We start from the raw sequence: 24,996 nt of genomic DNA, 5'->3' as shown, positions 1-24,996 counted from the left end.
ATGTAGAGAGGATGACAAAAATGAAGCTTTTACCCGTAAAAGAAGCCGAGGGAATGGTATTGGGTCATGATATGACTCAAATAATTCCTGGAAAATATAAAGGTACTGCTTTTAAAAAAGGCCATGTTATAAAGAAGGAAGATATACCTATACTACTTAATATGGGCAAAGAACATATATATATCATGGAAATAAAAGAAGGATATATACATGAAAATGAAGCAGCCATTAGAATGGCTAAAGCAGCAGCAGGGCAAGGTATAGAACTTTTTGGACCTTCAGAGGGCAAAATAACTCTTATTTCTAGACATAGTGGATTATTAAAAATAAATTATGAAGCATTGATGGAAATAAATGATGTTGAGGAAATTTCATTTGCTACACTTCATACAAATCAGTTTATACAGGGAGAGGCCAAAGTTGCAGGTACTAGAATAATACCGCTAACTACTAAGGAAAGTAAGATAAAGCATATAGAGGATATATGTAAAACAAATTATCCTATTGTAGATGTCAAACCTCTAAAAAAATTAAATATAGGTATAGTTACTACAGGAAATGAAGTGTTTTATAAGCGGATAAAGGATAAGTTTGGACCTGTCATACAGCAGAAATTTAAAGAACTTGACTGTAATATAATAAAGCAGTTATATGCAAGGGATGATGCAGAAATGATTGCAAAATCCATAACACAACTTATAGAAGAAGGAGCAGATATGATTACGGTTACTGGTGGAATGTCTGTAGATCCAGATGATGTAACACCTACAGGAATAAGGAAATCAGGGGCACAGATTATATCCTATGGTGCACCTATACTTCCAGGTTCAATGTTTTTACTTTCCTATATAAATGAAGTACCAGTTTTAGGGTTGCCAGGATGTGTAATGTATAATAAAAGAACAATTTTTGACCTGATTGTACCAAGACTTGCAGCAGGTGAAAAAGTTATCAGGAAAGATATAATAAAGCTTGGTCATGGAGGTTTGTGTATTGAATGTGAAAAGTGTTCATTTCCCAACTGTGGATTTGGAAAATGTGCTATATAATAAATATTTTTTAAGGAGGAATTTATAATGTATAATACGACTTTAATAATTAATGGCATTCCAAAAATTGTCATAACAACACCTGAAACAATGTTGTCAACAGTTCTTAGAGAACAACTTCATCTTTTAGGCACTAAAGTGGGATGTGGTAAAGGTGAATGTGGAGCTTGTTCTGTAATAATGAATGGAAAGGTGGTAAGAGCTTGCATTACAAGAATGAAAAGAGTGGAGGAAGAGGCTGAAATTACTACTATTGAGGGATTGGGAACTGCAAATGACTTACATCCTCTTCAATTATCATGGATGATTCATGGAGCTGCACAATGTGGTTTTTGTACTCCTGGATTTATAGTATCTGCCAAGGCATTACTTGATGAAAATATAAATCCTACTAGACAGGATGTAAGAGATTGGTTCCAAAAGCATAGGAATATATGCAGATGCACAGGATATATACCTTTGGTTGATGCAGTAATGGATGCTGCAAGGCTTATGAGAGGTGAGGTAAAAAAGGAGGATTTATGGTTTAAACTAAAAGAAGGTGATAGCCTTATAGGAACAAAAGCTATACGTCCTTCTGCTGTTGCAAAAGTAACTGGAAATTGGAGATTTGGTGCGGATTTGGGATTGGAACTTCCTGAAAATACACTTCATATTAAGTTGGTACAAGCTAAAGTTCCTCATGCCAATATTTTATCAATAGATACATCAGAAGCTGAAAAAATGCCGGGAGTATATAAAGTTATAACATACATGGATGTTCCAGGAACTAATAGAATAAATGGACTGGCATTTCCTAATAACAAGGGCGATGGAAAGGAAAGACCTATATTGAATGATAAAAAGATATTCCAATTTGGTGATGCTATAGCTATGATACTTGCAGATACGGAATATCAAGCAGAGCAGGCAATAGACAAGGTTAAGGTAGAAATTCAAGAACTTCCAGCTTATATGAGCGCACCAGCTGCAATGGCTGAAGATGCTATCGAGATTCATCCTGGAACTCCAAATGTATTTTTTGAAACTGAAGTAGTTAAAGGAGAAGATACCAGCTCGATAATGGAAAAGGCGGATTATGTAGTTGAGGATGATTTTTATGTAGGTAGACAGCCACATCTTCCACTTGAACCAGACGTTGGTTTTGCATATATAAATGAGTCGGAAGAACTAGTTATTCATTCAAAAAGTGTTGGAATACATGTACATGCTGCCATGGTAGCAGAAGGAATAGGAATTCCACTTGAAAAATTGAAGATAGTACAGAATCCAACAGGAGGTACTTTTGGATATAAATTCAGTCCAACTATTGAAGCTCTTTTAGGTGTTGCTGCATTAATAACAAAACGACCGGTATATTTAGGATTTAATATGTATCAGCAGATAACTTATACTGGAAAGAGATCTCCATTTTTTATGCATGTTAAAATGGGTGCAGATAAAGATGGAAAATTACTGGCATTAGAGTCAGACTGGTCAGTTGATCACGGACCATATTGTGAATTTGGTGATATGCTTACCACAAGAGGTGCACAATTTATAGGTGCAGGTTATGATATACCAAACATAAGAGGAGAAGGTAGGGAAGTTTGTACAAATCATGCCTGGGGTTCAGCTTTTAGAGGATATGGTTCACCACAGAGTTTGTTTTCATCAGAAGTATTGATTGATGAATTGGCAGATAAGATGGGATTAGATCCACTGGAATTGAGATATAAAAATGTTTATAGGAAAGGTTCTACTACTCCGACAGGTTGTGAGCCGGATGTAATTTGTCTTCCGGATATGTTGGACAAATTGAGACCTCAGTATAAAAAATCTAAAAAGGCAGCAGCAGAAAAAAATAAAATTAGCAAAGACAAGAAATATGGTTCAGGTATAGCACTACTTCTGTATAGTTCAGGACTTGATGGAGCAGATACGTCTGAAGCCTGGGCTGAAATAACACCAACAGGTGTATCTGTAGGCAATTCATGGGAAGATCATGGACAGGGAGCAGATATGGGAACACTTACTATAAGTTATGAAGTTTTAAAACAGTTGGGCATAAAACCGGAACAGATAAAATTGGTTATGAATGATATGCAGAAAACTCCAGATAGTGGTCCGGCAGGTGGAAGTCGTTCAAATGTTTTAACAGGAAATGCTACAAGAGTTGCTTGTGAAAATCTAGTAACGGCACTTAAAAATCCGGATGGAACTTACAGAACTTATGATGAAATGATAGCTGAGAATTTACCTGTTAAATATAGCGGTAAATGGACAGCACCTTGTACAGCAGCCGACGTGCATACCGGTCAGGGAAATCCCTTCCCTTGCTATATGTATGGAGCACTTTTAGCAGAGGTAGAGGTAAATATTAAAACAGGAAAGGCAAGAGTAACAGGTTTAAGTATGTTGTCTGATGTTGGAACTATAATAAATAGACTTATAGTTGACGGGCAAATGTATGGAGGTTTAGCTCAGGGTATTGGATTGGCTTTGAGTGAGGATTTTGAAGACATTAAAAAACATACTACACTTACAGCTTGTGGAATACCTCAAGTAAGAGATGTGCCTGATGATATAAATATAGAATATTTGGAGACACCTAGACCATATGGACCATTTGGTGCTTCAGGAGCAGGTGAGATGCCGCTTTCAGCACCACATGCAGCAATAGTAAATGCAATTTATGATGCCTGTGGAGTACGTATAACTAAGTTGCCGGCAAAACCTGATAAAATTTTAGCTGCACTCAAGAAACTTTAGATGCTATATTAAATAAAGCATTTAATCCTATAATAGTATTTAATCTTGGAGAGATTAAATACTATTATTTCAAATACCGTAATCTATTAAATAAAAATTTTGGTTTCCATTTATCAAAAGAAATGGAGGAAATACATGGATTCAAATAAATTATTAAAAATGAGTGATATGTGTATTACTGATGAACCATCTGCCTGTACAGCTTTTTGTCCTGTTCATGTTGATTTAAGATCTTTTATGGAAGAAATAGAAAATGGTGATTTTAAAAAAGCATATAAAGTTATGAGCAAGAAGATTCCCTTTCCAAGATTAATAGGGAAAATATGTGATCATCCATGTGAAGAAGTATGTGTAAGAGAAAATATAGGTGGAAGCATAAGTATAGGAGATTTAGAAAAGCTTACTGTAGATTTAGGATTTGTTTCTAAAAGAAAAGGTTTCTCAATACCTAAAAATGACAAGAGAGTTGCAATAGTAGGTGGTGGGTTAAGTGGCATAGTAGCCGCAAACAGTCTTGATAATAAAGGATATAATGTAACAATATATGAATGTACTGAAAAAATAGGTGGAAGAATATGGACTCACCAAGGTAAAGACCTTACTGGGGAATCTATAAAAATAGGATTAAATGAATTTAAAAATAGAAATATTGAGATTAATTATAATACAAAAGTTGATAAAGTTCAATTGAGGAATATATCAGAACAATTTGATGCAGTTTACCTTGGAACTGGAATATGGGATGAAAATTTAGAAATAAATCATGAAACACATCAAATTGGCAAATCCTCTGTATTTGTAGGAGGAAGACTTTTTAATCAAAATGATTCCGTAATATATTCTGTAAGTTCAGCAATGAGCTCTGCAATTTCAATGGATAGGTATATACAAAAAATCTCCATTACAGTTGCCAGAGAAAAAGAAGGAACTTATATGACACCTTTGGTAATCAACACAGATACTATTGAATTTCAAGGAAAGGTAGAAAGAAAAGGAGATAAGTATACAAGAGAAGAAGCTGTGGAAGAAGCGAAAAGATGCCTTAAATGTCAATGCCTGAATTGTGTAAAAATTTGCAGCCATCTAAAGAAATATAACAGGGTTCCCAAGAAATACATACGGGAGATAAATCATAATGAGACTATAGTTCTTGGAAACCATTATGCTAATAAAATAATAAATTCATGTACATTATGTGGACTGTGCAAGGAGGTCTGTCCATCCTGTATAGATATGAAAGAAATAATACAGGAAACAAGACAAAGTATGGTAGAGAGAGGTAGAATGCCAATATCTGCCCATGATTTTGCTTTGAAAGATATGGAATTCAGCAATAGCAAATACTTTCATATGGTAAAAAATCAGCCGGGATATAATGAAGTAAAATATGTATTTTATCCAGGTTGTCAGCTTTCAGCATCACAGCCTGAGTATATTGAAAAGACTTATAAATATCTTATATCAAATATTAAAAGAGGAGTAGGGATTTTCTTAGGATGTTGTGGAGCACCTGCAGATTGGTCAGGAAGACAGGACTTGATGAAGCTCAATGTAGAAAACATTAGAGATAAGTGGAAAGCTATGAAAAAACCTATTTTTATATTAGCTTGTTCTAGTTGTTGTAGTGTTTTTGAAAAATACATGCCTGAAATAAAATATATTTCCTTATGGGAGGTTATGGATAAACGTGGAATTCCTATTAAAAACAAAATTTCTAAAAAGCATGTACTTAATATACATGATGCATGTACTACAAGGCATAACAATAGAATTCATAATAGTATAAGACATATAGTATCAGATTTAGGATATACTGTAGAAGAATTGAAATATTCAAGAGAGAAGACAAAGTGCTGCGGATATGGGGGCCTTGTATATTTTGCTAATAGAGAGCAGTCGGATGAATTTGTAAATGACAGGATTCAGGAAAGCAGTGAAGATTATCTAGTTTATTGTGCTATGTGCAAGGATTTATTTGTATCTAAAGGCAAGAAAACATATCATATTTTGGATTTGATATATAGTGATAATATTGAGAAAGTTTCTCTTAAAAAGGCACCCACTCTTTCAGAAAGACATAAAAACAGAATCCTTTTAAAAATTAATTTGTTAAAAAATATATGGAATGAAGAAGTTGATACTCCAAATGTAATCTATAATTTAAATTTGATAATATCTAATGATGTAAAAGAGAGTATGAATGATAGGTTTATTCTTCTTGAAGATGTTGAAAAAGTTATCTATAATGCGGAAAAAAATAATGAAAAGTTTATTAATACTAAAAATTCACATTATTTGGCCAGGCTTAGAATTGGAAACGTGACCCATTGGGTAGAATACGAGAAAAAGGATGAAGGGTTAGTTGTTCATAGTGTTTATACTCATAGAATGGAAATAGTGGAGGAATAAATATGAATACTGATGTAGATCAAGATGATTGCTGGATTTGCTATAGATGTCATAAAAAATTGGAACTCAAACAGGTAAGCGTACTTTATCTTGGAGGACGATTTGAAGTAGAGCTTATGCAATGCCCACAATGTAAAATGGTAATTATAAATGAGGATCTAGCTCTTGGAAAAATGTTGGAAGTTGAAAAGGGATTGGAGGATAAATAATGAAACCTTTCAATACTTATGAAAGTCAGCATATGAGAAATATTACGGGAGAAACTTTAAGACCTGGAGATTTTTCCCTTACAGATAAGGGGATAAAGTTCTGCAAGTTCTCCAAAGAGGATTCACTGCTTGATTTAGGAAGTGGAATGGGTGCTACTGTTTACTATATTTATAAAAAATATGGAATAAAAGCTATTGGACTGGATCCTTGCGATAAATTAATAAATGCAGGTATGAGCAAATATGAAAATATAAAATTAATTCATGGCAGAGGCGAAAATATACCCTTTAAGGATGAAAGCTTCAAAGGAGTATTGGCAGAGTGTACGCTTTCTCTTATGGATGATTTAGATACAGTTATATCGGAAGTATTTAGAGTTTTAAAAAAAGAAGGATGGTTTATCGTAAATGATGTTTATGCAAAGAGACCTGAATTTATAGATGATATGAATTCATTTTCAGTTAACAGTTGTATGAGGGGATTGCATAATTTAGAAGTATTGAAAAGTAAGCTTGAACACAGAGGCTTTAATATATTACTATTTCAAGATTGCAGCCATATGTTGAAACAACTTATGGTAAGGACCATATTTACTTATGGTTCCATGGCAATCTTTTGGAACAAGGCCATGGAGTGCTCTGTGAATGGATGTCAATTTGAGGAAGTGCTTAGAAGATGTAAACCAGGGTATTTTATTATTATAGCTAAAAGAGGAGATAAATAATATGGATGATATATCGTTTCGTATATACAAGTTAGCAGTATCTGGATTTTGTTGTAGCCAGATTATGATTATAATGGCTTTAGAAGAAGAAGAAAGAGAAAATGAAGATTTAGTAAAGGCTTCCCATGGATTATGCGGTGGTATAAATCTTAAACAAAAGACTTGTGGATGTATTATATCCGGAATACAAATATTGGGCATGTATGGAGGAAAAGGCAGTGAGGAGGAATATTGTAAAGAAAATTTTAAAGTAATGATGGATGAATATATGGAATGGTTTGAGGAAAAATTTGAAAGTACGGATTGTATAGATCTAGTAGGAGTTCAAATTATAAAGGATGATGAAGGTAATACAACATATCCAGTAAAGTGCGGGGACATAGTAAAAGAATGTTATTTAAAGATACAGCAGATATTATATGAAAATGGATATGACTTTGGAGACAGGGAATAATCATGACAAATTCAAATTTGATATCAGAAACTGAAAGTATATGTCCCTGCTGTTTGAAAAAAATATCTGCAAAGAAAATACTGAAACATAATAAAGTATATATGGAGAAGTACTGCCATGAACATGGAAAATTCACCACTATTATATGGGATGAAAGTATACCTTTAAATAGTTGGGTTAGAAATAAGAAGAGAGCATATATAAATTATCCGAATACTACTGTGAACAAAGGGTGTCCTTATGATTGTGGATTGTGCAGTTCACATAGACAGAACACATGTACTGGCCTTATAGAAGTTACTCAGAAATGTAATTTGAAATGCAGATTTTGTTTTGCAAGTTCTTGTTTGAATAAAGGAGAAGATCCTTCTATGGAAAAGATAAAATTCCTATATGAGTCCTTGATGAAATCCTCTGGAAGGTGTAATGTACAGCTGTCAGGCGGTGAACCAACACTTCGAGATGATCTTCCACAAATAGTACTTTTAGGAAGAAATATTGGATTTGAATTTATACAGTTAAATACTAATGGAATACGCATTGCTTTGGAAGAGGATTTTACTAAAAGATTAGGTGAGGCAGGACTTGATTCTGTTTTTTTACAATTTGACGGAACTAAAGATTCTATATACAAAGAGTTGAGAGGAAGAAAACTTCTTGAACTCAAATTGCAAGCTATAAAAAATTGTAAAACATATGGAATAGGAGTAGTTCTTGTGCCAACTTTAGTTCCAGGAATAAATATAGACAATATAGGAGAAATAATAGATTTTGCAATTGATAATCTTCCTTCAGTTAGAGGTGTACATTTCCAGCCTGTAAGTTATTTTGGAAGAATTCCTCATATACCTGAGGATTCAGATAGAATTACTTTGCCTGAAATTATGGATAATATAGAAAAACAAACTTCTGGCAAAATTAAAATAAACAGTATGAAGCCTCCAGGATGTGAAAATGCCCTTTGTTCTTTTCATGGAAACTATATATATATAAATAAAGATGAAATATTAAGTGTTACCAATTCAAATAGCTGCTGCAGCACAGTTGAAACAGCAGTAAAGGGAGCAGTAAAAGCAAAAAGGTTTGTATCAAGAAATTGGTCGGCAAGAAAACCAATAAATTTAAAAGAGAAGTTGAATTTCAAAAGACCAAATACCTGGGACAGCATACTTTATAGAATAAAAAACTATTCTTTTAGTATATCTGCTATGGCTTTTCAAGACATATGGAATTTAGATTTAGAGAGAGTAAAGGACTGTTGTATTCATGTAGTCAATCCAGAGGGAAAATTGATACCTTTCTGCTTATACAATATTACAGATATAAATGGAAATTATATGTATAGAAGGGGAAGCATAAATGAAGTGCACAACAATTGAAAAACTTATAATGGATAAAACTGAAATACAGTATAAAAGTAGAAAAAGGTTGAAAGAATATCAACTTCACAAAATAAAGGAGACAATAGCTTATGTAAAAGAAAACAGCAAATTTTATAGAGAATATCTAAAAGATATTAAAGCGGAATATATAAATTCATTTAAAGACTTTAAAAATGTACCATTTACTAATTCTAAAGATATAATTCAAAATCCTTTTAGATTTTTATGTGTACCACAAAAGAATATTAAAAGAGTTGTAACACTTAAAACTTCAGGTACAACGGGGTATGAGAAAAGAATATATTTTACAGAAAAGGATCTGGAATTGACAGTTGACTTTTTTAGTTATGGAATGAAGTCCTTGGTAGATGAAGGTGACAGGATATTGGTGATGTTTCCGGGAAATTCTTATGGAAGTATCGGGTATCTGCTTAAAAGAGCACTGGAGAAAATAAATATATACTGCTATGTACAGGGAATTATGAAGAATACTAGTGATACGGCTGATATTATAAAAAACAAGCATATAAATTGTATAGTTGGAATTCCAATACAGTTACTTCAATTCAGCAGAAGTCAAAGTAGTATATTTAAAGACAGAATAGATAAAATACTTCTTAGTTCCGATTATGTGCCTGAAACTCTTGTAAATGAGATGACAGATAAATTTAAAACTAAAGTATTTACACATTATGGCATGACTGAAATGGGATATGGAGGAGCAGTTCAATGTGAAACTTTAAATGGATATCATCTTAGAGAAAATGATATCTATTTTGAAATTGTAGATCCAACTACAGGAAGAGAGATAAAATATGGTGAACCGGGAGAAGTAGTATTTACAACTCTTAAAAGTGAGGGAATGCCACTTATAAGATATAAAACTGGAGATATAGCTTCTTTTAGTAAAAATTGTTGTAAATGTGGAAGCTTTTTAAAAACCATGAACAAGGTACTTGGTAGAATTGACAATAGATTTGAAATAAGTTCACATAAATATATTTATATGAGTCAATTAGATGAAATCATTTTATCTTTTCCACAAGTTATGAATTATAGTTTGCATATTGAAGATTACAATAAAATATATGTGTATTTGACATTATTTAATCAGTGTGATTTTAACAAGTTGTCACTAGAAATACTGAAAGGGATTAAAAATATAACTTTCATAGAAGATGAGTTATTGAATAATATAATAGAATTTAAAATTATAAATTCAACAGAAGATAAACAAATAAAAAATAGCATGTTAAAGAGAAAAATATATGATAATAGAAAGAAGGTTTATTTATGAAGGATATATATAAAATCATAGAGGATTTAATATATGAACAAGAGGATTTTGTGTTGGCTACTATCTTGGAAAAGTCTGGCTCTGCTCCTAGAGAACAGGGTACAAAGATGATTATAAAGAGGGATTTTTCTATTGAAGGCACTATAGGAGGTGGAATATTTGAGGCTGTTTCCATAAAATTATCTTCAAAGGTTTTTGAAAACAAGGAATTCATAGTTAAAGATTTTTCTTTTTCAAATGAAGGAGCTGCTGCACTTGGCTCAGTTTGTGGTGGAAGTGTAAAATTGCTTCTTGAGTATATAGACTGTAGTGATACTTTCATGATTGAAACATATAAGAAAGCAATGTCATTAAAGAAAAAGGGCACTGACTTTGTGCTGGTAACTGAAATAAGACCAAATACAAAATATATAAATGGAGTAGATAAATGGATATGTACGGAAACAGGATTTTATGGTAAGGAAAATGACAAGGTTCAACATGTATTTAGAAATATAAGGGAAGATTTTAAAAATGTTAAATTTAAATATATGACTGACAGTGAGAGTAATTATTTAATAGAACCTGTATTCAATTATGAAAAAGTATTTATAATGGGTGCCGGCCATATATCCCAAAAAATTGCAACTTTAACTAAAATGCTTGATTTCAGAACCATTGTTTTAGATGATAGGGAAGAGTTTGCCAATAGAGAAAAGTTCAAAATTGCAGATGAGATTGTAGTACTTGAGTCTTTTGAAAATCTTCTTGACACTGTTAAAATTGACAATAGAAGTTATGTTATAATAGTTACAAGAGGGCATGCTTGTGATAAAGAGGTTCTGGAGCAAGTTCTAAAAACTGATGCTAGATATATAGGAATGATAGGTAGTAAGACCAAGAGAAATTTTGTATACAATACTCTTTTAAAGAAAGAATATATCATTGAAGATATACAAAGAGTACACTGCCCAATAGGACTTGAAATAGATGCCCAGACTCCTGAAGAGATAGCAATAAGTATTGCAGCTGAATTGATAAAGGTTAGGAGATCAATTACAAATGAAAAGGAATAACTTTGGAGCAATAATTATTTCAGCTGGCTATTCTTCTAGAATGGGGGACTTTAAACCTCTTTTGAAATTTGGAAAATATACTGCAGTGGAGCTGCTTATAAATACCTTTACATCTTCAGGTATCAACAATATTGTTGTGGTGGTGGGACACCGAGGAAATGAAATATTGGAATTGTTAAAAAATAGCAAGATTAAATGTGTGGAAAACAGGGATTACCCAAAGGGTATGTACTCATCTATAGTAACAGCACTGGGAGATTTAGATGATACTGTGGATGGCTTTTTTATGATTCCTGTAGACATACCACTTGTTAAAACAAATACTATCAATTCATTAGAAAACGAATACTTAAAAGGAAATGCGGGAATTATATATCCTGTTTTTAATGAAAAAAAAGGACATCCTCCCCTAATAGATTGTAAATATAAAAATATAATAAAGAAGTGGAGTGGAGGTGGAGGATTGAAGAAATTGCTTGCTAAATTCGAGAAGGATTCTACAATGGTTGCAGTGTGTGATAATAGCATTTTAATGGATATGGATACTAAAGACGAGTATTGTAAATTAGTAGATTATTTTAATTCGCAGATTCCAAATATAGAAGAATGTTTATGCATTTTAAAATTATATAATGTACCTTTAGATGTAATAGAGCATAGCGTCAAGGTCTCACAAGTAGCAATGGATATTTGTGAGTCACTAAATGATGCAGGATACAATTTTGACAAGAATATTTTGAAAACAGCGGGACTCCTTCATGATGTATCTAGGAATTGTAAAAATCATGCAGAAGCAGGAGGCAAACTATTAAAAAAATTAGGCTATCCCAAATTAGGCAATATAATATCTCATCATATGAATATAAAAGTTTCAAGCCAAGAAAATATTAAAGAAAGTGAAATACTTTATTTATCCGACAAACTTGTAAAGAAAGATAAAATTATTAATTTAAAAGCGAGACGTGAGTATTGTCTAAATAAATATAGAGATAATCAAGAAGCTTTATACAAAATAAATCTTAGATTTGATGCAGCTGAAGATATAATGGAAAAATTAAAGTGTGCAATTGGCAGGGTATTCAAGTATGAGTAGAAAAATTTATTTGATCAGACACGGTAAAATTAAAATGGATAGAGAAAAAAGGTATATAGGAATTACAGACTTACCTCTTTGTATGGAAGGAATAGCACAAAGTATGAATCTAAAAAAATTTTTTTCTAGTATTTATATAGAAAAAGTTTATTTAAGTCCTATGAAAAGATGTATCCAGACATCGGATATAATTATAGGAAATAGAAATGTACCAAGAGTTAAAATAAAAGAACTTATGGAAATAAATTTGGGAAAGTGGGAAGGTAAGTCTTTTAAATATATAAAAAAATTTTTCACTGAGGAGTTTAAAAAAAGAGGAGAAAATATAGATACTTTTGTTCCTAAAGGCGGAGAAAGTTTTAAACAGTTGCAAACTAGAGTGGTTCCAGCGGTTGAAAATATTATAAAACAAACAACAGGAAATGTACTTATAATTGCTCATTTAGGAGTAAATAGGGTTATAATCGGAAATATTTTGGGAATTTCATTAAGTGATATTTTTAGAATAAGGCAAAATTATGGATGTATAAATGAATTGGTATGGAATGATAAAAATGGTTTTTGGTTAAAAAAGGAGTTTAATTTGAACATGATACTTTGTGAAAAATAACTATAAAAAATTGTATGCCTTAAATTAATAGTTGAAAAGAAGGGGTTATTATGATAAAGGCTGGTTATAAATCATATATAGAGACTTCTCATGAAAGGTGTAAAAAGTTTGGCATTAAACCAGAACAAATCTATAGCAAAAAAATTATTAGTGATATGGAGTTGCAGAATAGGATTAATTCCAACAGAAATTTAATATTATGTGCCGTACCATATATGGAAAAGCTCATGAGTTTTGTACAAGAATTTAACTTTTTTATATTGCTTACAGATATGGAAGGCTGTATATTAAATGCTATAGGTGATAAAGAAATATTATCTCAAGCTTTTTCTATAAAAATGATACCAGGTGCTTTTATGAATGAAGAAAGTATTGGAACTAATGCAATAAGTTCAGTTATCAATACCAATGAGCCGGCTTGTATATGTGGAAAGGAACATTTTATAAATAAGTATTACAAATGGACATGTTATGCTTCTCCCATAAAGGACAATACAAATAAAATTATAGGTATTCTAAATTTTACAGGATATAATGAAAATGTAAATTCTCATACTTTTGGAATGGTTATTTCAGCTTCTGATGTTATATCTGAGAAATTAAAGAGAAAGTCATATTGTATAAAACATGACACAGATAACAAGTATAAAAAAACAGTATTTAATTCAATCCCATTGGCTATAATTACCTCCGATATAGATGGAAAAATAGGTATTTATAATAAAAAAGCTTCAGAAATGTTTGAAAATAATAATGTGAATTTAGAAGTATCAGAAATGAAATATCTTTTAAAAGACTGGGATAAAATAAAAAATGATATATATTCAGGTAAAAACTTTTCTTGGAAGGTAAATATAATAACCTCAGGTAATAAATTGCAATTTCAGCTAACTGCCAATCCGATATACAACTCCAAACAAAATACTATTGAAATAATATATGTGTTTCAAAAGATAAAAACTATAAATAAAAATAAAAGCGGACAAGCATACTATACTTTTGATAAAATAGTTGGACAGGATGCAAACTTTATAAAAGTAGTTGAGTACGCAAAAAAGATTGCAAATAGTAAGTCTACTATACTTATAATGGGAGAGAGTGGAACAGGAAAGGAACTGTTTGCACAATCAATTCATAACTATAGTAATAGAGTAGATGGCCCTTTTGTAGCACTAAATTGTGGTGCTATTCCAAAACAACTTATAGAATCAGAACTTTTTGGATATGAAGATGGATCGTTTACAGGGGCAAAAAAAGGAGGTAATCCTGGAAAATTCGAATTAGCCAATGGAGGAACTATAATGCTGGATGAAATAGGAGAAATGCCTCTTGATATGCAAACAAAACTACTAAGAGTTGTACAGGAAGGAATTATAACCAGAATAGGCGGCTCAAAACCTATGTCTGTAGATGTAAGAATTATTGCAGTTACTAATAGAGATCTAAAAATAGAAGTGGAATTGGGTAGATTTAGAAAGGATCTCTACTATAGACTAAATGTACTTCCTATTTATTTACCGCCATTGAGAGAAAGAAAATCCGATATACTTCCTATTATAAAATACTTTATCAATAAGATAAGTAAAAAATCAGACAAAAAGAATATAGAAATACCTGAAAAATATTTGAAAAAAATGATGAATTATAAGTGGCCGGGCAATGTAAGAGAACTGGAAAATTTAGTTAATTTGTTAGTAAATACGAATTCAATACCATTGGAATATTTTGGAAAACAAAAAATAGATGAAAATAATAATATATTAAATATTAAGAAAAAATATTTAAGTCTCGAGTACGTAGAAAAGGAACATATTGTTAAAACACTTAAAATATTTAATAATAATATTACACATTCTGCAAAAGCACTTGGAATAAGGAGAAATACTTTATATAATAAGATAAAAAAATATAACATAAAGATATAATTCATTTTTCTAAAGCATAATTCCAGTTATTTATACCACCAAAATTATAGATCTTTTTAAAACCAAGCTCATATAATATATTCGCAGCTATACCTGATTTTCTACCAGTACGACAATATAGTATAATTGGTGATTTTAAATCTAAATTCATTTTAATTATAACTTCCTTAAAAACTTCAATAGGTATATTTTTGCTTTTCATAATATGACCTTGGGAAAATTCTGTAGGAGTTCTGAGATCAATAAAAATAGGAGAATTTTCACTTTCAAGAATTTTCTTCAAATCATCTTGAGTTATTTTCATAGAATGTTTTTCATATGGTAGATTTGCATTATGCATTGTATAGAACCTCTTCTCCATAAAAAGTTTAATATATTTATTATAACTTAAAAACTTCTATTTAGTAAAGACATTTGTTGTTTTAGATAATATAGTTTTATACTATATGTATATATTTTAAAATTAAATAAAAAATAGTATTAAAATTGAAGGAAATTAGGTTATTATGTAGAAAATATAAATCAGGGTGATGATAAAATGAATAATAAATCTATAAATATAGAAGATTATTTAATAAAAAAATTAGAAAATAAGATCAATGAAGCAAAAGCAATATCTTCGGATTGGCGTAAAAATGAAGATATGCTTAATGATTTATGTAATGCAACTTCTAAAATAACTAAAACGTTAGAAAACATTTATTTGAATGACTCCAATAGAATGGAATTACATAATAAAATAAATGAGTTAACTGAAAAATCTTTAAAAGCACAGGAAAAGCTAATAAGAGCAACGATACATTAAAGTTTTGATTTTAAAGAAAAATTGAAATAATTTTGCATGTAAAACAGGAAAATTTCTTAAGTGAAAGAATTTAAAAGCACCTAAAAATATTATTATTCCTGAAAGTATAACTATGAAACTTAAAATATTGTCTACAATAGATGTACTTTTTACATTGAGTTTGTTATTGAATTTGAATGTTGTAAAAATCAATATAAACCACCACAGCATGCTTCCTATAAATACACCAATTATTAAAATAATTTTGCTATTGATATCTGCACTTATATTTACTAGATGAAGTGCTGTAAATATAGCTATAAACGAAAAAATAGTAGCTGGATTTGACAGTGCCAGCAAAAATGTTGATATAAATCCCTTAAATAAAGAATTACTATTTGAAATAGATTCATTTTTAACATTGGAATTTGCCTTTAATGATATATATATACCGAAGCAAATAAGTATAATTCCACCTATTATATGAAAGTATGACTGATATAAAAATATAAATTTTGTTATTATCATAAGTCCAAATGAAACTAAAAATGCATAAATGCTGTCGGCAAATGCCGAACCAAATCCACAGATTAAACCATATTTTCTACCAAAAGTAATAGTATTCTTAAGACATATGGCTCCAATTGGACCAATGGGCATGCCTACTATTAAACCTATAAGTATTCCTCTAAATAAATTTATGAACATAAAAATTCCTGCCTTTAATATTAATGAATTATACTTATTAAGTACATGGATATTTTATCTTAAATATAATTTATATTCAACAGTATGTGTTAAAATTATAATAATATAATCACAATAAACGGCTTTGTAGAATAGTATGTTAGTGTATTAAGAGCGGAGAAGGAACTTAAAATGATTTATTTTAGTTATCCTGACAATTTTAAAAATAATATGAAATATAGGAGCGAAAATCTAAAGGAGGGCATTAAATTAGAGGAACAGATACTTGAACCGGATAAATTTAAAATATCCTATCCTGTTGTAGATAATACAAAGAACAAGGAAAATATATCTAATATAAATAATGCTATTATAAATGAAGTGGGGGAACTTTTTAAAAGTCAAGCACTTGTAGACGGTGTTGTGGATTTTAATCAGATTCTTGGAGACTACGAAGTAACTTTAAATGAAAGTGGTATACTAAGTATATTGTTTAGTATGTATATTTATGTAAATAGAGCTGCACATGGATATACTAAATATTCTTCTATAACTGTCAATATAGAAAACGGAAGAGTATATAGTTTCAGCGATTTGTTTAATTCTAAAGTAAATTATACAGCGGTTTTAAATGAACTTGCAAAACAATATATAGAACAAAATAATATTACTTTAATTAATGAGTATAATGGTATAACTCCAGATCAAGAATATTATTTGACTCCTACTAGTCTGGTTATTTACTATCAAGTATATGATTATACGCCTTATGTTCATGGGTTATTTAAAATAGAAATTCCATACGAGAAAATTAAAAATATAATTAGTCCTGTTGGACCAATAGCTCAAATTTTAAATAATGAATATTAACATATTTGTCCCAAAATAGTATTTAACACTATTTTGGGATAGTTTTTTTATTCGTTAGTTTGTTCTTCTATCAACAAGTCGCAAAATTTTGCGATAAGATGTATATTTTTTTCACTACATTTATTGAGCTTTACAGCAATTTCATCTTTTAAATATTTTTTAGAAGTATAAATTGAATCCAATAATATGAAATCGGGGGTTACACCAAGCGAATTACAAATTTTCAATAGAGTATCAATGCTTGGTATAGATCTATTTGTCTCAATGTTACTTATGTAGTTGTTAGAAAGGCCGGTCATTTCTGCCAGCTTTTCCTGAGTAAGGGCCCTTTCTTTACGTATTGTTTTAATTCGTTTTCCTAATTTTTTATAATCTGTTTTCATATGCATCACCCAATTTGACTTTAGCAATTTTTGACAAAGGATATAACAAACTATAAGTGTAAAATACACTTGTAATTATATTAAAGGTTGTGTATACTGTATATAATATGACATTTTTAAACATAAAATGAAATATTTAAACAAAGTAATTATAGTATTCTATAATATATTTATTATTTAATAATATCAAAAATTATATTTATTATTGTATATTTATAGTGATAAGTTGCTTTGATAATATCAAAATTACAGATAAGGGCTTATATAATTTTATAAGGATACAATAATTGGAATCAAACTTAATGACAGTATTATTTTATAAGGGGGGGTGTAATAGTTGTCAATCGAAGAAGAAAAAAAATTCATATTAGATAATATTAATGGATTTACAGTAAAATGGAATATGGAAGATAATAAATTCAGTATATCTAAAATGTGGAAGAATATTACCGAATATAATATTAAACAAAATGCTAATTTTTTTAATGAGCTTATAAAAGTTATATGTCCTGATGATATAAAAATAATTGATAATTGTTTGATGAAGTTTATAAGTGAAAATTCTAAGTATTTTCAATGTGAATATAGAATTATAACTAAATCTCAAAAAATCAAATGGGTTTTACATAAAGGTAGAATTTTTTCAGATGGTAAATATAATACTTTAATTATTAATTATATTTCTGACATTACTGATAAAAAAATATATAAATCTGACCTTGAATATTTAAAATATTATGATGAAATAACTAGTATTCCCAATAGGTTGTTTTTAACAATGCAGTTAAATAGATTTATTAATAAATCTATTTTAAATGATAGAAAAATAGCAGTATTTAGTATTGATATTGACAATTTTGAAAAAATAAATGACGTTTATAAAGATAAAGTAGTACAAACATTATTAAGAAAAATAGCTTTTATATTAAAAAGTAGTTTGGAATTTAAGGATATGTTGTGTAAACTTGAAGGAAGTAAATTTTGTGTTGTAATAGTTGATTACGGAAATGTTTTAGATATAAAATTGAAAGCTGAAAAATTTTTAGGATTGTTTAATAGGTTATTTAATATTAATAAAGAAAAAATTTTTGTAACAGTATGTATAGGTATTTTTTTATTTACTAAAAGAGTAAAAGATATAGAGAACATATTTAAATATTCCAATATAGCTCTAAATAATGCTAAAAGAAATGGCAATAATAAATATAAAATTTATAATAAAGAAATGAATATAGAGATTTTAAACAATATTAAAATTGAGAATGAATTGAGGACGGCAATATCAAATAAAGAGTTTGTAGTTTATTATCAACCTCAAGTTGATATTCATGAAAAAGAAATTTATGGTGTAGAAGCATTGATAAGGTGGAATCATCCTTCAGGTATGAGATTACCAAATCAGTTTATAGATATTGTTGAGAAAAATGGTATGATAAATGAAATAGGTAAATTTGTATTCTATGAATCATGTATCCAAATGAAAAAAATGGAGTCATTAGGATATAAAGATATTCACATGTCAGTTAATATATCTAAAATGCAGCTTGAAGATAAAAGATTTGTAAGTTATGTAACTTCTACATTGAAGGATATGAAAATAGATCCTAGATATATATGTTTTGAAATTACGGAAAGAGTTCTGGTAGAAAAATCAAAATCAATACTTAGAGTCTTGTTTGAAATAAAGAAAATAGGAGTTAAGATATTTATAGATGATTTTGGAACAAAGTACTCCTCGTTAAACTATTTAACATATTTACCTGTTGATGGTATAAAATTAGATAAATCTTTTATAGACAGTATAAAAATACATGAAAAACATCTAATAATTATAAATCATATTGTTGCTTTAAGCCATGATTTAAATATTGATATAGTAGCAGAAGGGGTAGAAACAGATAAACAACTAAGATATCTAAAAAGTATAGGATGTAATAAAATACAGGGATTTATATTTAGCAAACCTTTAAACTCAGAGAAATTAAATAAGATTTTGAAAGATAAAAGTAATAGAGGGGAATTCAATATAGATTGTATTAAAAAAACCTTTTAATACATCTATTCTATTTTTATTAAAAATAGAATAGCCTGTACTTAAAAGGCTAATTTAATTGTTTCCTGATTTTTTTATGTGCTTGAGCACTTTTTTCAATATCTCCAAATGATTCACAAAGACATTCATTGATAACTTCTGGAGTTATTAAATTTGGTTTTTTATTGTTCAATTCTTTCATTCATTTCACCACCTTTCATTTACTACACATTTATTGTATATCAAAAATTAAAAATTGTCAATAAAATTAAAGGATTAATAGTTTATTTATTAATAATCAGAATTTAACTAATTTTATGTCAACAATAAAAAGCGTAAAATAAGCCATGAATCGACATTAAATGTTTATAATGAGTTTATAAATATATGTTATTTGTTGTATCGTTTTATTGATATATTAAATATTTAAATATTAAGAAAATTCAGATATGATAGATTGGTAATAGTATTTGAAAATAAATTATCATATCTTCATATTCAGTTTAATATCAGAGAAAAGAGATGAATATATAATTAAGGGGCATTCAACTCCATTTTAAATGAGAATCATCATTCAATGTAAAAATAGAAGGAGTCAAGCTTTCGTTAAAGGACAATTGGCATATGGAAGTATTTAAAAGTATTATTTTATTATACATATTTAAATTCCATTCCAATAATCCCATTAATCCGGCTTTTATTATGCCTTTATGGGCAACTACAACAATTCGTTCATGTTCATGTATTTTAATCAATGAAAGAATAGCGGTTTTAGCTCTTTTACAAGCTATTTTAAGATTTAAATTTCTGTTGCACATAGTTTTTCCTATGCCAGTAGTTTTCCAGTTAATATATTGAACTTTATAGTTGTTGAAAATTTCAGCTTTAGTTAACCCTTACCATTCACCAAAATGTATATCACGTAAATCATTTATCGTATTAATAGATTTTTCAGTACCTTTTGAAATTATTTCTGCAGTTTTTTTGCACACTTCATGGGACTTGAATATATGAAGTCAAATTTTCCATCTAATTTTTGAGCCAAATATTCAGCTTGTATCATACCATCAGAGGATAGATCTATATCAAAATTTCCTTGTAACTTCCCCAATTTATGCCATAAAGTTTCACCATGCCGTATTAACAATACTTCTGTTCTAGTTAATTTCATTACACAATATCTCCTTAAAATATGTTTATTAAATATTATTGACAATAATATTTAAAATAAGCTAGAAAAGTATGATTAATATTTTTTTAGCTTATTATATGAAAATATAATAGTTATACACATGATTTTGTGATAAAATTATAAATAATTATTTTATGATTTTACCATAATTGTTTTGCTTATATGGTGAAAGGTGGTTTTTACATATGAAAGATAAAATAGTATTAGCAGAAGATGAGCCAATTACAAGAATGGATATTTCTGAAATGCTTATATCTTCTGGTTATGATGTAGTTGGAAAGGCAGCCGATGGACTTCAAGCTGTGGATCTATGTAGAATATACAAACCTGATTTGGTAATTATGGATATAAAAATGCCTAAATTAGATGGAATACAAGCTTCAAAAATACTAATTGATGAAAACATTGTAGATGCAATAGTTATGCTTACAGCTTATAGTGGAAGTGAATTTATTGACAAGGTAAAAGAAGTTGGAGCTATTGGCTACATTGTAAAACCTATAGATGAAAGAAATTTAATTCCTCAGATTGAAATAGCAATTTCAAAGGGTAAAGAGATAAGAAATATTAGGAATGAAATAATTGAAGCCAAAGATACAGCAAAAAATATTAAAATCATACATCAGGCAAAGGAAATATTAATGGATAAGTACTCCCTGAAGGAAAATGATGCTTACAGACAAATAAGAAAATTAAGCATGGATGGGCAAAAATCTATTCTAGAAACGTCAACAAGATTAGTTAGAAAGTATAGAAAGGCAAATAAAAATGCTTAGAAAATTGTGTGAAAAATATACAGATTTACCTCATGAGGATATATGTATATTAGAAGACATGGAAAAATACATAAAAATCATTTCTGACTTAGTAAGAGCAGATATATTTATAGATTGTTTGATTAAAAGTTCTGATAAAGCTATTGTGGTTGGAGAGGCAAAGCCTCCAAATAATTTGTCATTATATAAAAATTCAGTTGTGGGAAAGCTTGCTTTAAGAGAAAATGAACCGGCAGCTCTTAGAACACTTGAAGTAGGTATGGGAACTTCAGATTTAAAAGCCGTTACCCAGGAAAATAGAGTGGTTAAACAAAATACTGTTCCTATTAAGAACAATGTGGGTAGGGTAATTGGTGTATTGATAATGGAAAGAGATGTAACTGAAGATGTAAGTAAAAATAGAAACATGGAAATACTATCTGAAACTACAGAACAGCTAACTGAGACTATTATGAATTTTAGTCAGCCTGATTTACAAAATTCCCTTGATTTTAATCTTATTAATGATGCTATAGTTATATTTGATAAAAATGGATATTCTATATATGCCAACTATATTGCTGAAAACTTATATAAAAAACTTGGATACAAGGATAAAATAATAGGAATGAAATTTCATAATCTTGTATTGAGTAAAATTAATTTTATAAACATTATAAGTGAAAATAAATCTATATCTTCAGAAGTAACAGTAGGAAAGTTTTCTTTGCAGATAAAATATGCATTGGCGAAAACATCAAATGGGGGACTTGGAGTAATTATGCTTATTAAAGATATAACGGATATACGAGAGAAGGAAAAAGAGATTGTTTTAAAATCAGTAGCAATACGGGAAATTCATCATAGAGTTAAAAATAATTTACAGACTATAGCCAGTATTCTAAGACTTCAATCAAGAAGAATAGAAAATACCCAGGCAAAAAAAGCTTTTAATGATAGTATAGGAAGAATACTTAGTATAGCAGCTACCCATGAAGTATTGGCTAAAAATGGTATAGATGATGTGGATATAAAGAATATATTGGATAAAATCAAAAATAATGCTATAAGATCATCTATACAGAATAATAAAAATATAATTATAAATTTGATTGGAGATAGCTTTTATGTAAATTCTGATAAAGCAACCTCCATAGCCATTATTATAAATGAATTACTGTCAAATGCATTTGAACATGCATTTGTTTATAAAGATGAAGGATACATAGAAATAGTTATAAACAGGGGAATTATGTATTCTAATATATCTGTAATTGACAATGGAATTGGATTTGATATTAAGTCAGCAAAGCATCAAAGCCTTGGTTTGGATATAGTAAAAAGTATGGTAAAAGATAAATTGAATGGAGATATAAATATTGAATCAAACAATAGTGGAACGAAAATCATATTTTCATTTTTGATCTCTTAATATTATAATTAATAGGTATACTTTATAAGGAGGTCAATATGAAAGGAAAATGTTATTATTGTAATAATGAATTCACCAAATCAGGAATGTCAAGACACTTAAAAAACTGCAATAGGCTAGATAAATCTTCTGTAAATAGTGCAGGTAAGTTTATATTGTTTATAGAGGCTAGATACAATCCTGATTACTGGTTGTATATAAATATAGACAAGGAGGCGAAATTAAAAGATTTAGATAGATTCTTAAGAAATATTTGGGTTGAATGTTGTGGACATTTAAGCAGATTTAGTATACATGGAGAAAATTATGATTCGGAAATTGATACGGATGAAATATGGAATAGATCTAAGAATAATATGAATGTAATTATTAAGAATATAATAAAATTAAAAGATGATATAGATTATGAATATGATCTTGGAAATACTACATATTTAAAAATAAAGGTTATAAATGAAATCAAATGGTTAAAAACAAAAAATAAGATAGAGATAATGGCAAGAAATAATAAACCTGATATATTATGTGCAGAATGTGACAGAAAAGCAGAATACTATGATTATGAAAATCAGGAGTATTTATGTGTAAAGTGCAGCAAAAAGGCATTTAGAAATGTAGAAATGATAGAAAAATTAGAATATGAAAATTCTCCAAGGGATCGTGTATGTTCATATCATGGAAATAAATATAACGAAGTTCCCTATTTACCCGAAGTTTTAGAAGATGATGCATGTTTATGGGACAAGATAGATGAAAATTTTGATTTGACATATCATTTAGAAAGACTTACTAAAAAGCAATTGTTGGATATTTGTAAAAATTTATATATAAAAAAGGTATCTGGTTTAAAAAAAGACGATTTAAAAAATATAATAAAGTCTGTATATAAAGATAGAATGAATGTATTCATAGACAACATAGACATTGCTAGATTTCATTATATTTTAAATTATTTAAATAATAGTGAATATAGAAATGACAATTCTCATATAGATAAAATTATGTATTTTAAAAATAGGGCTGTTTTATTTAACGGTATAATAAATGGTAAAAGGAGTATAATAGTTCCCCAGGAATTAGAAGAAATAATAAGAAATAAAAATAATCTTCAAAATAGACTTAAGAAAAATGAAGAATTGATAAAATTATTTTGTGGAATGTGTTTTTACTATGGTGTATTGAATATAAATGACTTTAGAATATTAGCTAAATCTTATGTAAATTATAATTTATCAGATTTTAATTTGGATATAATCATGGAAAATGCCTCTGAATACTATGGTATATTTAAATTCAGAAATGGTATAGGATGCAATATATATGTAAAGGATATTTCATATATATTAAATAAACGCAATGAAAAACGTAATTTAAATTTTTATCCTTTTAAAAAGCAGCAGTTGTTAAGTTCTTCAAAACCTGGTTTTATAGACAGAACTAAATCTTATAGAAGACTTTCAAATTATCTAATAAACAATTTGAATTTAAGTAAATCTTCAGTAGAAAGCCTTATGTATAATTTAGAGATTAGTATAAAAAATGGGGAAGATTTTGATGAAATGGTTTTAAATCTTATAGGTGATTTTAAATTCGAAAAAGTAGAACAAGCCGCTCACATTACAAATGAAATATGCTATTTTTCCAATAATACGAGACAATGGATTACAAAAGGATATACAATTGAAGAACTTAATTATAATACAGTACAAAACAAAATAAAAATAGGAAGAAATGATTTATGCCCTTGTGGAAGTGGGAAAAAATACAAGAATTGCTGCGGAAGGAAATAATTTCGCTATTTATTGATAAATATCAGTACATAAATGAATTATATTATTAAATTAATACTAAAATCCACTTTACATTAACACATTATTATGGTAGACTTAATATAAATTATAG

Annotated in this window: 24 protein-coding genes; 18 read left to right on the top strand and 6 right to left on the bottom strand. The window is 29.0% G+C overall.

Translation table 11 applies throughout. The features are described 5' to 3' along the window. The first annotated feature begins 20 nt into the window (after positions 1-20). The 12 genes from J418_RS0109225 to J418_RS0109170 all read left to right on the top strand — a co-directional run bounded on the left by J418_RS0109225 (position 21) and on the right by J418_RS0109170 (position 14,959). Positions 21-1,049, top strand: coding sequence for a molybdopterin-binding protein (locus J418_RS0109225; RefSeq protein WP_017895428.1), 1,029 nt, complete (start codon positions 21-23; stop codon positions 1,047-1,049). A gap of 27 nt (positions 1,050-1,076) precedes the next feature. After that, positions 1,077-3,800, top strand: coding sequence for a molybdopterin-dependent aldehyde oxidoreductase (locus tag J418_RS0109220; protein WP_017895427.1), 2,724 nt, complete (start codon positions 1,077-1,079; stop codon positions 3,798-3,800). Between the two features lie 135 nt (positions 3,801-3,935). Next, positions 3,936-6,209: a pyridine nucleotide-disulfide oxidoreductase/dicluster-binding protein gene (locus tag J418_RS0109215; RefSeq protein WP_017895426.1), complete on the top strand. Its 2,274-nt coding sequence runs from the start codon at positions 3,936-3,938 to the stop codon at positions 6,207-6,209. Positions 6,210-6,211: 2 nt separating this feature from the next. Further along, on the top strand, positions 6,212-6,418 hold the full coding sequence (locus J418_RS0109210; protein WP_017750544.1) for a DVU_1557 family redox protein: 207 nt from the start codon (positions 6,212-6,214) through the stop codon (positions 6,416-6,418). Continuing rightward, the gene (gene trsM, locus J418_RS0109205) at positions 6,418-7,143 is read left to right on the top strand and encodes a DVU_1556 family methyltransferase (RefSeq protein WP_017895425.1); all 726 of its coding nucleotides are present in this window, start codon (positions 6,418-6,420) and stop codon (positions 7,141-7,143) included. Before J418_RS0109210 ends, trsM begins: the two co-directional genes overlap by 1 nt. A 1-nt stretch (position 7,144) precedes the next feature. Continuing rightward, complete coding sequence (locus tag J418_RS0109200) at positions 7,145-7,597, top strand: DVU_1555 family C-GCAxxG-C-C protein (protein WP_017750542.1); 453 nt, start codon at positions 7,145-7,147, stop codon at positions 7,595-7,597. 2 nt (positions 7,598-7,599) lie between these two features. Beyond that, positions 7,600-8,976 (top strand): radical SAM (seleno)protein TrsS, encoded by a 1,377-nt coding sequence (gene trsS, locus J418_RS0109195; RefSeq protein ID WP_017895424.1) that lies wholly within the window; start codon positions 7,600-7,602, stop codon positions 8,974-8,976. Beyond that, positions 8,957-10,276, top strand: a complete 1,320-nt coding sequence (locus tag J418_RS0109190) for a DVU_1553 family AMP-dependent CoA ligase (protein ID WP_017895423.1) — start codon at positions 8,957-8,959, stop codon at positions 10,274-10,276. Before trsS ends, J418_RS0109190 begins: the two co-directional genes overlap by 20 nt. Beyond that, the gene (locus J418_RS0109185; RefSeq protein ID WP_017895422.1) at positions 10,273-11,331 is read left to right on the top strand and encodes an XdhC family aldehyde oxidoreductase maturation factor; all 1,059 of its coding nucleotides are present in this window, start codon (positions 10,273-10,275) and stop codon (positions 11,329-11,331) included. The genes J418_RS0109190 and J418_RS0109185 overlap by 4 nt, the downstream gene beginning before the upstream one ends. Next, a complete protein-coding gene (locus J418_RS0109180) occupies positions 11,318-12,424 on the top strand; it encodes a DVU_1551 family NTP transferase (protein ID WP_017895421.1) in 1,107 nt (368 codons plus the stop codon). The genes J418_RS0109185 and J418_RS0109180 overlap by 14 nt, the downstream gene beginning before the upstream one ends. After that, positions 12,417-13,034 carry a histidine phosphatase family protein gene (locus tag J418_RS0109175; protein WP_017895420.1) on the top strand — a complete coding sequence of 206 codons (618 nt, stop codon included), beginning with the start codon at positions 12,417-12,419 and terminating at the stop codon, positions 13,032-13,034. Before J418_RS0109180 ends, J418_RS0109175 begins: the two co-directional genes overlap by 8 nt. A 50-nt stretch (positions 13,035-13,084) precedes the next feature. Continuing rightward, on the top strand, positions 13,085-14,959 hold the full coding sequence (locus tag J418_RS0109170) for a sigma-54 interaction domain-containing protein (RefSeq protein ID WP_017895419.1): 1,875 nt from the start codon (positions 13,085-13,087) through the stop codon (positions 14,957-14,959). Between the two features lies 1 nt (position 14,960). Here the strand turns inward: J418_RS0109170 and J418_RS0109165 are convergent, their stop codons facing one another. Further along, on the bottom strand, positions 14,961-15,299 hold the full coding sequence (locus J418_RS0109165) for a rhodanese-like domain-containing protein (protein WP_017750535.1): 339 nt from the start codon (positions 15,297-15,299) through the stop codon (positions 14,961-14,963). A 198-nt stretch (positions 15,300-15,497) separates the two neighbouring features. Between J418_RS0109165 and J418_RS0109160 the strand changes: the two genes are divergently transcribed. After that, positions 15,498-15,764, top strand: coding sequence for a hypothetical protein (locus J418_RS0109160; RefSeq protein WP_017750534.1), 267 nt, complete (start codon positions 15,498-15,500; stop codon positions 15,762-15,764). Here the strand turns inward: J418_RS0109160 and J418_RS0109155 are convergent. Further along, on the bottom strand, positions 15,741-16,451 hold the full coding sequence (locus J418_RS0109155; protein WP_017895418.1) for a LysE family translocator: 711 nt from the start codon (positions 16,449-16,451) through the stop codon (positions 15,741-15,743). The two genes, J418_RS0109160 and J418_RS0109155, sit on opposite strands and share 24 nt — an antisense overlap. Positions 16,452-16,622: 171 nt before the next feature. Here J418_RS0109155 and J418_RS0109150 point away from each other — a divergent pair, with 171 nt between their 5' ends. Then, positions 16,623-17,300 carry an RsiV family protein gene (locus J418_RS0109150; RefSeq protein ID WP_017750532.1) on the top strand — a complete coding sequence of 226 codons (678 nt, stop codon included), beginning with the start codon at positions 16,623-16,625 and terminating at the stop codon, positions 17,298-17,300. 47 nt (positions 17,301-17,347) lie between these two features. On the opposite strand, the gene J418_RS0109145 is transcribed toward J418_RS0109150, so the two are convergent. Continuing rightward, complete coding sequence (locus J418_RS0109145; protein WP_017895417.1) at positions 17,348-17,683, bottom strand: helix-turn-helix domain-containing protein; 336 nt, start codon at positions 17,681-17,683, stop codon at positions 17,348-17,350. Positions 17,684-18,020: 337 nt separating this feature from the next. Between J418_RS0109145 and J418_RS0109140 the strand changes: the two genes are divergently transcribed. Beyond that, complete coding sequence (locus J418_RS0109140) at positions 18,021-19,736, top strand: bifunctional diguanylate cyclase/phosphodiesterase (RefSeq protein WP_017895416.1); 1,716 nt, start codon at positions 18,021-18,023, stop codon at positions 19,734-19,736. 49 nt (positions 19,737-19,785) lie between these two features. Here J418_RS0109140 and J418_RS16965 read toward each other — a convergent pair whose 3' ends face one another. From J418_RS16965 to J418_RS16955, 3 genes are all read right to left on the bottom strand, one after another. Further along, positions 19,786-19,917: a hypothetical protein gene (locus J418_RS16965; RefSeq protein ID WP_017750529.1), complete on the bottom strand. Its 132-nt coding sequence runs from the start codon at positions 19,915-19,917 to the stop codon at positions 19,786-19,788. A gap of 343 nt (positions 19,918-20,260) precedes the next feature. Further along, entirely contained in the window at positions 20,261-20,566 is a 306-nt protein-coding gene (locus J418_RS16960) for a histidine phosphatase family protein (protein ID WP_335617649.1), read from the bottom strand. A gap of 116 nt (positions 20,567-20,682) precedes the next feature. Beyond that, entirely contained in the window at positions 20,683-20,886 is a 204-nt protein-coding gene (locus J418_RS16955) for a histidine phosphatase family protein (protein WP_250637127.1), read from the bottom strand. Between the two features lie 206 nt (positions 20,887-21,092). Between J418_RS16955 and J418_RS0109125 the strand changes: the two genes are divergently transcribed. Genes J418_RS0109125 through J418_RS0109115 form a run of 3 tightly spaced genes read left to right on the top strand, consistent with a single transcriptional unit; the run spans position 21,093 to position 24,884 of the window. Beyond that, on the top strand, positions 21,093-21,683 hold the full coding sequence (locus J418_RS0109125) for an ANTAR domain-containing response regulator (protein WP_017750527.1): 591 nt from the start codon (positions 21,093-21,095) through the stop codon (positions 21,681-21,683). Continuing rightward, a complete protein-coding gene (locus J418_RS0109120) occupies positions 21,676-23,094 on the top strand; it encodes a sensor histidine kinase (protein WP_017895415.1) in 1,419 nt (472 codons plus the stop codon). The genes J418_RS0109125 and J418_RS0109120 overlap by 8 nt, the downstream gene beginning before the upstream one ends. Positions 23,095-23,132: 38 nt before the next feature. Continuing rightward, positions 23,133-24,884 carry an SEC-C metal-binding domain-containing protein gene (locus J418_RS0109115; protein ID WP_017895414.1) on the top strand — a complete coding sequence of 584 codons (1,752 nt, stop codon included), beginning with the start codon at positions 23,133-23,135 and terminating at the stop codon, positions 24,882-24,884. Positions 24,885-24,996: the final 112 nt, after the last annotated feature.

Origin of the sequence: Clostridium tyrobutyricum DSM 2637 = ATCC 25755 = JCM 11008 (genome assembly GCF_000359585.1) — a bacterium.
GTDB classification, from domain to species: Bacteria; Bacillota; Clostridia; order Clostridiales; family Clostridiaceae; genus Clostridium_B; species Clostridium_B tyrobutyricum.
The sequence above is the reverse complement of the archived record's forward strand: the minus strand, read 5'-3'. Positions and strand labels throughout refer to the sequence as shown.

Excerpts from the sequence above, each read along its gene's own strand:
- J418_RS0109225 (WP_017895428.1), top strand. The coding sequence starts at position 21 with ATGAAGCTTTTACCCGTAAAAGAAGCCGAGGGAATGGTATTGGGTCAT.
- J418_RS0109220 (WP_017895427.1), top strand. The coding sequence starts at position 1,077 with ATGTATAATACGACTTTAATAATTAATGGCATTCCAAAAATTGTCATA.
- J418_RS0109215 (WP_017895426.1), top strand. The coding sequence starts at position 3,936 with ATGGATTCAAATAAATTATTAAAAATGAGTGATATGTGTATTACTGAT.
- J418_RS0109210 (WP_017750544.1), top strand. The coding sequence starts at position 6,212 with ATGAATACTGATGTAGATCAAGATGATTGCTGGATTTGCTATAGATGT.
- trsM (WP_017895425.1), top strand. The coding sequence starts at position 6,418 with ATGAAACCTTTCAATACTTATGAAAGTCAGCATATGAGAAATATTACG.
- J418_RS0109200 (WP_017750542.1), top strand. The coding sequence starts at position 7,145 with ATGGATGATATATCGTTTCGTATATACAAGTTAGCAGTATCTGGATTT.
- trsS (WP_017895424.1), top strand. The coding sequence starts at position 7,600 with ATGACAAATTCAAATTTGATATCAGAAACTGAAAGTATATGTCCCTGC.
- J418_RS0109190 (WP_017895423.1), top strand. The coding sequence starts at position 8,957 with ATGAAGTGCACAACAATTGAAAAACTTATAATGGATAAAACTGAAATA.
- J418_RS0109185 (WP_017895422.1), top strand. The coding sequence starts at position 10,273 with ATGAAGGATATATATAAAATCATAGAGGATTTAATATATGAACAAGAG.
- J418_RS0109180 (WP_017895421.1), top strand. The coding sequence starts at position 11,318 with ATGAAAAGGAATAACTTTGGAGCAATAATTATTTCAGCTGGCTATTCT.
- J418_RS0109175 (WP_017895420.1), top strand. The coding sequence starts at position 12,417 with ATGAGTAGAAAAATTTATTTGATCAGACACGGTAAAATTAAAATGGAT.
- J418_RS0109170 (WP_017895419.1), top strand. The coding sequence starts at position 13,085 with ATGATAAAGGCTGGTTATAAATCATATATAGAGACTTCTCATGAAAGG.
- J418_RS0109165 (WP_017750535.1), bottom strand. The coding sequence starts at position 15,299 with ATGCATAATGCAAATCTACCATATGAAAAACATTCTATGAAAATAACT.
- J418_RS0109160 (WP_017750534.1), top strand. The coding sequence starts at position 15,498 with ATGAATAATAAATCTATAAATATAGAAGATTATTTAATAAAAAAATTA.
- J418_RS0109155 (WP_017895418.1), bottom strand. The coding sequence starts at position 16,451 with ATGTTCATAAATTTATTTAGAGGAATACTTATAGGTTTAATAGTAGGC.
- J418_RS0109150 (WP_017750532.1), top strand. The coding sequence starts at position 16,623 with ATGATTTATTTTAGTTATCCTGACAATTTTAAAAATAATATGAAATAT.
- J418_RS0109145 (WP_017895417.1), bottom strand. The coding sequence starts at position 17,683 with ATGAAAACAGATTATAAAAAATTAGGAAAACGAATTAAAACAATACGT.
- J418_RS16965 (WP_017750529.1), bottom strand. The coding sequence starts at position 19,917 with ATGAAAGAATTGAACAATAAAAAACCAAATTTAATAACTCCAGAAGTT.
- J418_RS16955 (WP_250637127.1), bottom strand. The coding sequence starts at position 20,886 with ATGAAATTAACTAGAACAGAAGTATTGTTAATACGGCATGGTGAAACT.
- J418_RS0109125 (WP_017750527.1), top strand. The coding sequence starts at position 21,093 with ATGAAAGATAAAATAGTATTAGCAGAAGATGAGCCAATTACAAGAATG.
- J418_RS0109120 (WP_017895415.1), top strand. The coding sequence starts at position 21,676 with ATGCTTAGAAAATTGTGTGAAAAATATACAGATTTACCTCATGAGGAT.
- J418_RS0109115 (WP_017895414.1), top strand. The coding sequence starts at position 23,133 with ATGAAAGGAAAATGTTATTATTGTAATAATGAATTCACCAAATCAGGA.